General features: G+C 39.2%; 8 protein-coding genes and 1 pseudogene. All 9 read right to left on the reverse strand.

Annotated elements, in window-relative coordinates:
- A complete protein-coding gene (locus tag A3EU_RS0106680; protein WP_020535362.1) occupies positions 1–630 on the reverse strand; it encodes a hypothetical protein in 630 nt (209 codons plus the stop codon).
- 1 nt (position 631) lies between these two features.
- Positions 632–1,264 carry an O-methyltransferase gene (locus tag A3EU_RS0106685; RefSeq protein ID WP_020535363.1) on the reverse strand — a complete coding sequence of 211 codons (633 nt, stop codon included), beginning with the start codon at positions 1,262–1,264 and terminating at the stop codon, positions 632–634.
- Positions 1,265–1,344: 80 nt separating this feature from the next.
- Entirely contained in the window at positions 1,345–2,205 is an 861-nt protein-coding gene (locus A3EU_RS0106690) for a nuclear transport factor 2 family protein (protein WP_020535364.1), read from the reverse strand.
- A 107-nt stretch (positions 2,206–2,312) separates the two neighbouring features.
- Complete coding sequence (locus A3EU_RS0106695; RefSeq protein ID WP_020535365.1) at positions 2,313–3,191, reverse strand: AraC family transcriptional regulator; 879 nt, start codon at positions 3,189–3,191, stop codon at positions 2,313–2,315.
- 150 nt (positions 3,192–3,341) lie between these two features.
- Positions 3,342–3,962, reverse strand: coding sequence for a hypothetical protein (locus A3EU_RS0106700; protein WP_020535366.1), 621 nt, complete (start codon positions 3,960–3,962; stop codon positions 3,342–3,344).
- Positions 3,946–4,884, reverse strand: coding sequence for a fatty acid desaturase family protein (locus tag A3EU_RS0106705; protein ID WP_020535367.1), 939 nt, complete (start codon positions 4,882–4,884; stop codon positions 3,946–3,948). The genes A3EU_RS0106700 and A3EU_RS0106705 overlap by 17 nt, the downstream gene beginning before the upstream one ends.
- 229 nt (positions 4,885–5,113) lie before the next feature.
- Positions 5,114–5,461 (reverse strand): T9SS type A sorting domain-containing protein, encoded by a 348-nt coding sequence (locus tag A3EU_RS35240; protein ID WP_342670965.1) that lies wholly within the window; start codon positions 5,459–5,461, stop codon positions 5,114–5,116.
- A 12-nt stretch (positions 5,462–5,473) separates the two neighbouring features.
- Positions 5,474–5,923, reverse strand: a pseudogene (locus A3EU_RS35245) (FG-GAP-like repeat-containing protein); the annotation flags it as partial.
- A 13-nt stretch (positions 5,924–5,936) separates the two neighbouring features.
- A partial coding sequence (locus tag A3EU_RS34775; protein WP_020535369.1) for a transposase domain-containing protein occupies positions 5,937–6,197 on the reverse strand: 261 nt, incomplete at its 5' end.

The raw sequence follows: 6,197 nt of genomic DNA on the forward strand, positions 1-6,197 counted from the left end.
TTAATTGATTGAAGTTCTTCTGCCTTTTCGCCTTGCAATCAGTTTCTCTTTTATAAACGGTATTCTAAGAATAAACCCTACCCCTACAATTACCGCATAAATCATCCAGGTTTTTTCTAAAATAGCTACGTGTAACAAGCTTAGAAAAATCGCCGCATAAGCAAAGCTTTGCAACTTCTTCCAATTTGTTTTCAGTAATTTCATTGACCTCCTGTTGGAGGTAAAAAACAATGGAATCAATATCAAAATGGCGATAAAACCTGCGATATAATTGAATTGTGCAAAGGTTTCTAAAAACCCCTCTGCCCAAATAAATATGGCAAAGTGTAGGAAGCTCCATACGGCAGTAGCGATCCCCATGGCTTGCCTCACAAAAAGATTGGTAACCCCAAACAGAATAAAAAACGGGGTGCAAGTTAATACGGCGGTCATCCACCTAATGGCAAACTCTCCCGAAACGTGATATAGCATTTCTAAGGTCGTTCTCCCTCCTTCACCAGCACCTTCCGCTAGGCTAATTGACAAACCATTGGAGAGATCAATATTCACCATACTAAAAATGACAAACATTGGCAATATGGCCAGAATCGCAACAATCACCCAGCCGTAGTTTCTTTTGATAAAATCCATATTATTGCTTTTTAACTGTAATTATGACAACTCTACCCTCATATTTAGGCCGTAATTCATACCTTGATTTTTGAGCTACCGCACTTAAAAACGCCTGGCTGGCTGCCATATCAGCATTATCAACATAAATCACGGTATTTCCATGAAAACTAGGTTCAAGCATTTGAAACAAAGGCAGGTATAAATCTTTCCAACCATCCAGCAACAGCAAATCTATTGGATCATTATGATTTTTCAACGTCTCTAATGCATCGCCAACCCTTACTTCAATCAGGTCATTCACCCCTGCTTTTTTGAAGTTTTCAATTGCCTTTTTAGCTTTAGATTCAATTAATTCCGTCGTAATAATCCTGCCTCCGGTTTCCATCACACCTTGTGCCAAAAACAGGGTAGAAATACCGAATGAAGTTCCAAACTCAATGATGTTTCTAATGTTGCTTTTCTTGATAAGTCGCTTCAAGTCCTCTCCTTGTTCTTTCGAAATAGAGAGATAGGCGTCTTTAAAATCTGATGGTTCTATAGGCCTCAATAGACTTTTCGCAGCCCCCTTCATCATTTTAATATAATCGAACTTAGCATCATTATAGAGTTCAGCTAAGGTGGTTTCTATGCTATCTTTTTCTAACGTTTCCATATTTTTTTGATCAGCGCGAGCGTGACCCCAAATCCTCTAAAAGCGAAAAAACGGGATCACTTCCACTTTTTAGTTCCTAATTAGAATTTTCCGTTATCATTTTTTCGGTCTGACTCTGCCGGGATTGATGCAATCACGTCCCAATGCTCTACAATAAGCCCATTCTCCAGCCTGAATAGATCATAAAAAGCAGTAGCGTCTCCTTTCCCAAACTTCCCTTCACTCATGGTCAATACGAAATTCCCTTGTCCTAATACTTTATGAAGCTGGGTATATTCCATGACCAGACCATTCTCTGCAAAATATTTCATTGCGGCTCCGAATCCATCAAGGCCATCAGCAACAGCGGGGTTGTGCTGCAAATATTTATTTGGATTGATATAGCTTGTGAGTTTATCCATCTGGTGCCCCAAAAGAACATCCTCAACGAAAGCTCTTACCGTAGCTTTGTTGGCATCCGTCTTATCTAAATCGGCAACCTCGGTAGCGCCATCAAATTGAGTTCTTCCACTTGGGTTAGGCTTTTGCGTTTCTAATAGATTATCCCAATGCTCTACTATTTGCCCATCCTCAAAACGAAATACATCAAAACCAGCTTTAGGGCCAAAAAAGTCATATTCCGTATGAGTAAATACGTAATCGCCATCTTCAAAAGCACGAATCACATTCGCCTTAAAACCTTGTGGTGGCGCATGTTGCATCACTTCTCCAAAACCTTCCAAACCGTCTCCGACGGATAAATTATGCTGTATGTACTTATTGGGATTGATGTAAGAAATTGGTGTTTGATCCCCCGTATTAAAGCTATTTAACAGCGCTACAACTTTCCCTTTGTTTGATAGCTCGCTCTTCATTGTTTGAATACTTTTGCTACTAGAGCAACAAATTAAAAACAAACTTAAAAGTGCTAATACACCAAAACATCCCTTTAAATAATTCATCATTCTGATGTTTAAAACATGGTGATTTAATACTACAAAGGTATGGTGGCCCTATAGCGATATCACTATCAAAATGATGACAAAAATGATCAAAGTGTAACCAGCAACTATAATCGCTGCCTAAATTTGAGTGGCGTTGTATTCGTATTTTTTTTAAAAAACTTAGTCATATTGGCCGGTTCCTCGAAGCCTGTCTTATAGCTTATTTCTTTGACCGACAGAGAAGTGGAGACCAGGTAGCGTTTGATTTCTATAATTACAAAATCATCAATAAAAGCTTTAACGGTTTTGCCTGTCAACTTTTTTACAATATCATTCAGAAACTTATAAGAAATCAACAATTCAGAAGCATAAAATCTTGAGCTCCTAGTGTTTACATACTCCCTTTCGAGCATATCCTTGAAGGTACTAAATGTCTCCAACCACTGCGTTTTGGCTCCACCTATTGACTGAACTTCTTTTGATCGCTCTGCTCTGAGTAACAAAACATGAAGCAGGGTACGTAACATCTCAGATTTAGCAAAATCACTTGGAAAGACATACTCATCATACAACTTATTTGCTATATCAACAAAGCTGTCTTGCTCCATTTCTCTTTGATGAATTACAGGTGTTTCAATATGGTAATTGAATAACCGGTTCAATTTAAGATTATCGGACAAGAAATGGTATTTATCCATAAACGAGCTGCTAAAAACAATACTAAAGCCTTCCGCATCCAGCAGCTCTTTGGTAAAATGGTGCACCTGGTTTTTGGCTATAAAAAGTGCACTTCCTTCTGTTAATTCATAGGACTTAAAATCCACAAAATGGGAATAGAAACCTTTGGTAATAATCAGAATAAGGTAGAACTCAATTTTGTGTGCCGCAAATGGATTATGACCTATTGAATCATTTAGCTTGCTGGAGAGTTGTGAGAGTTTCATCACCTCTATATCAAGGCTTTTATACCTATTGAATAATATTTTAGGAATTTCTTTTTCCATCTGAATAGAACGTAAGGGCTTATTAGAATCTGTTTATTTAAAGCTTATTGGGATAAGCTCACTTGCCATATTAATCCCCACTTTCTCTCAATCTCTCCATTGCTGCTTTTTCTTTTTCCGACAGTTCAATCAGTAATTCAGAGGCTTTACTTATATCGAATTTGCGATTAAAAAGTCGTACGATATTCGGCTTTTAATGCTTTCGTAAAAAGTCGTTTTATCCATTAGATAAATGTCTGAATTTATCGCCCCCACTTGCGGATATACTTCATCGATGTTTCCTACTCTGCTGCCGCCTACTGCATGTATTAATGGAATAGCAGCTTCATTCGTAACAGGTTTTTTAACCGTCGTGGTCAATATATGGTCAGCGCCGTTCTCAAAGGCCGCGTGAACTAAGTTATAGCCTAATAGCAACGTTAGCTTCCTATTCCCCTTCAAAAAAGCCATCTGTTCCAGATACGAGATATTGCTCTGCTCTAATTTAGTTAAATCTACCGACCACTTGACCGTTTTTCGTTTTTCCCAGAGCTCACTTTGTTTAACCAGTTCATTGGGCAACATGATACCAAAACCGACAACTTCACCAGAAGCGATTGCCGTGAAGCAAATGCCATGACTTATGTAGAATTTGTACGTTTCTATATCTGTTCCCAATAAAAAACCACCTTGTTGGGTATGGTCGTTTTGAGTACTAAGGGGAAGGCGCTCTTTAATACGAATAAAGTGCTTGGCATCTTCAAGTGTTGATTTTCTAATCCTTGGATTCATCTATTATTCTCGGTCCTTTTATTTGTTGAAAAATAGCGCTGAACAAGCTCCAGGTATTCTGATTTTTGTCGGCAAAATCTTTTGGCAAAGTAGTCCTCTTTTCAGGAAGTTCATACCACGGTATATTAGGATGTTGATGATGAGTAGCGTGCTCATTAAAGTTCATCAAGACCCAAGAGAAAAACGGCAATCGATTCACCGACCTGACATTGAACCTTACCTGATCCCCCACCGTCGTATCGTAGTGAAAAATGTAGACGAATAGCGACAATATCCAGGCAAATGCGATCATCGGGTAACCCATCGTCCATAAATAGACCTCCCAACCAAAGAAGAAGTATACCGCTAAATGCAAGCCAACTCCCAAACTAAAAAGCAGAATGGATTGGAACTGGTCTTTTAAAGTCCAACCCTCAAAAGCGGGTGATATTTTTCTTGCCCACCTTGGTGGAATAAAAAGAAACAAAATGACCGACACCAGTGAATGAATAAACAATCCACCAAAAAACACACTGATATACCAAAGGACGTGATAATATATCTTCTTTAAAAGGGATGGATTTTTTGTGGTAAAGGTGTCTAATGCCGAAGTGTGATTGTCTTTGCGGTTGAAGCCATGATGAAACAGGTGTATCTTTCTGTAAACCGTGATCGGCGTCATCAATGGCAATAAAATGATACTTCCCACAATATCGTTCGCCGTCTTACTCGCTATAAATAGTTTTCTATGAGACGCCTCATGCCCCACGATGTAGAACCTATAAAACCAAAACCCTTGGAAGAGGGCAGTACAGACAAATAACACTTTCGCCAACGCATCATGCTGTAATGGATGCCGATGAATATACGTTGCCCAAAAACATAGTCCGATAAAAACTAGGATGGTCTCTACGACTAGTTTTATATTTCTTTTTGTGTTCATTTTTGAGCTATGACTACGCTTTAAAGATACTATTCGTAAGGAGAAACATACTGCTGCCTTTTCAACAAGCCTATTATCCTAATCCTGTTGTGCCTTTGGAGTAAAATGGGGTAAATGTTTATCAGCAATTGGTTGTTTAGCATTCTTCTTGATATTTGCTGCCCTGTCCGCAGCTAGAGTTTTATGTCTTCTTAATGTAAGGGAATTTAAAAGTCCTTTCCTGCTCGGACTATTGAACAAAAAACATTTTGGTTACTGTTACTCCTCCATCACTCAATTGCACGAAATATCCCCCACTACTTAACCCTTGGTAATGTAGATTAAGATAATTCAGGCCCACAACTACCAACTCTGTTTGACGACTAATTAAACGGCCGTCAATATCGTAAAGGAAAACTTCACACTCTCCGGCCGTATTGAATACATGATCGATATTTACACGCCCATCTCGCGTAGGATTAGGATATAGCTGAAACGGGACTATTGTTTCCGAAGCGACTTCTATTTTGCTAACAACTTGATTATTTATATATAAATCAGATACTGGCATAAAAGGCGAGGAGAATGATCCTACCATAACTAAGTCTTCATCCGTATCACCATCAATATCAGCAAACGCTAAAGAGCCATGATCAATACTGACAAAAGGATGTTCAACTACTTCGCTGAAATTGCCGGCACCATCATTTAGATACAAATATGTACCAAAATTCTCATTACTGATCCCTACAATTAACAAATCTATATCACCATCTAAATCTATATCTGAAAATGCTAGATCGCATTCATTTACATGAACGAAAGGTGTATCTTCAACCGTCACATAGCCTGATAAATCCTTTCGATATAATATGGTTTTACGACCAGCAACAGTCTGACCAGCTATAAGTATATCAAGATCATTGTCATTATCAATGTCAGCTATAGCAACCGCACCATCCTTCATACCTAGAAATGGAGAATCCTCTACTTCAATAAATTCGCCGTCGCCATTATTTATATATAACTTGCTAATCTCCGAACCTCCATTGGCAACGTAAACGTCCGACCAATTACAGGTCCTTCCCCTGCGATTCCCACACCGCCGACGGTAGTAGCAGCGGTAGTTCCGACATTTTCGTCTCCGCGATGCGGTTCAGCGTATCGGTCAGCCACTCGTAGGGGTTGATGTTTTGTTCCTTGCACGAAGCTACAAAGCTGTATATCATGGCTGCTCGCTGGGCGGCTTGGTGACTGCCGGCGAAAAGGTAATTCTTGCGCCCCAGGGCCAGGGGGCGAATCTTGTTTTCGATATGATTATTGTCGATTAGTAG

The organism is Lewinella cohaerens DSM 23179, assembly GCF_000379805.1.
Lineage (GTDB): Bacteria > Bacteroidota > Bacteroidia > Chitinophagales > Saprospiraceae > Lewinella > Lewinella cohaerens.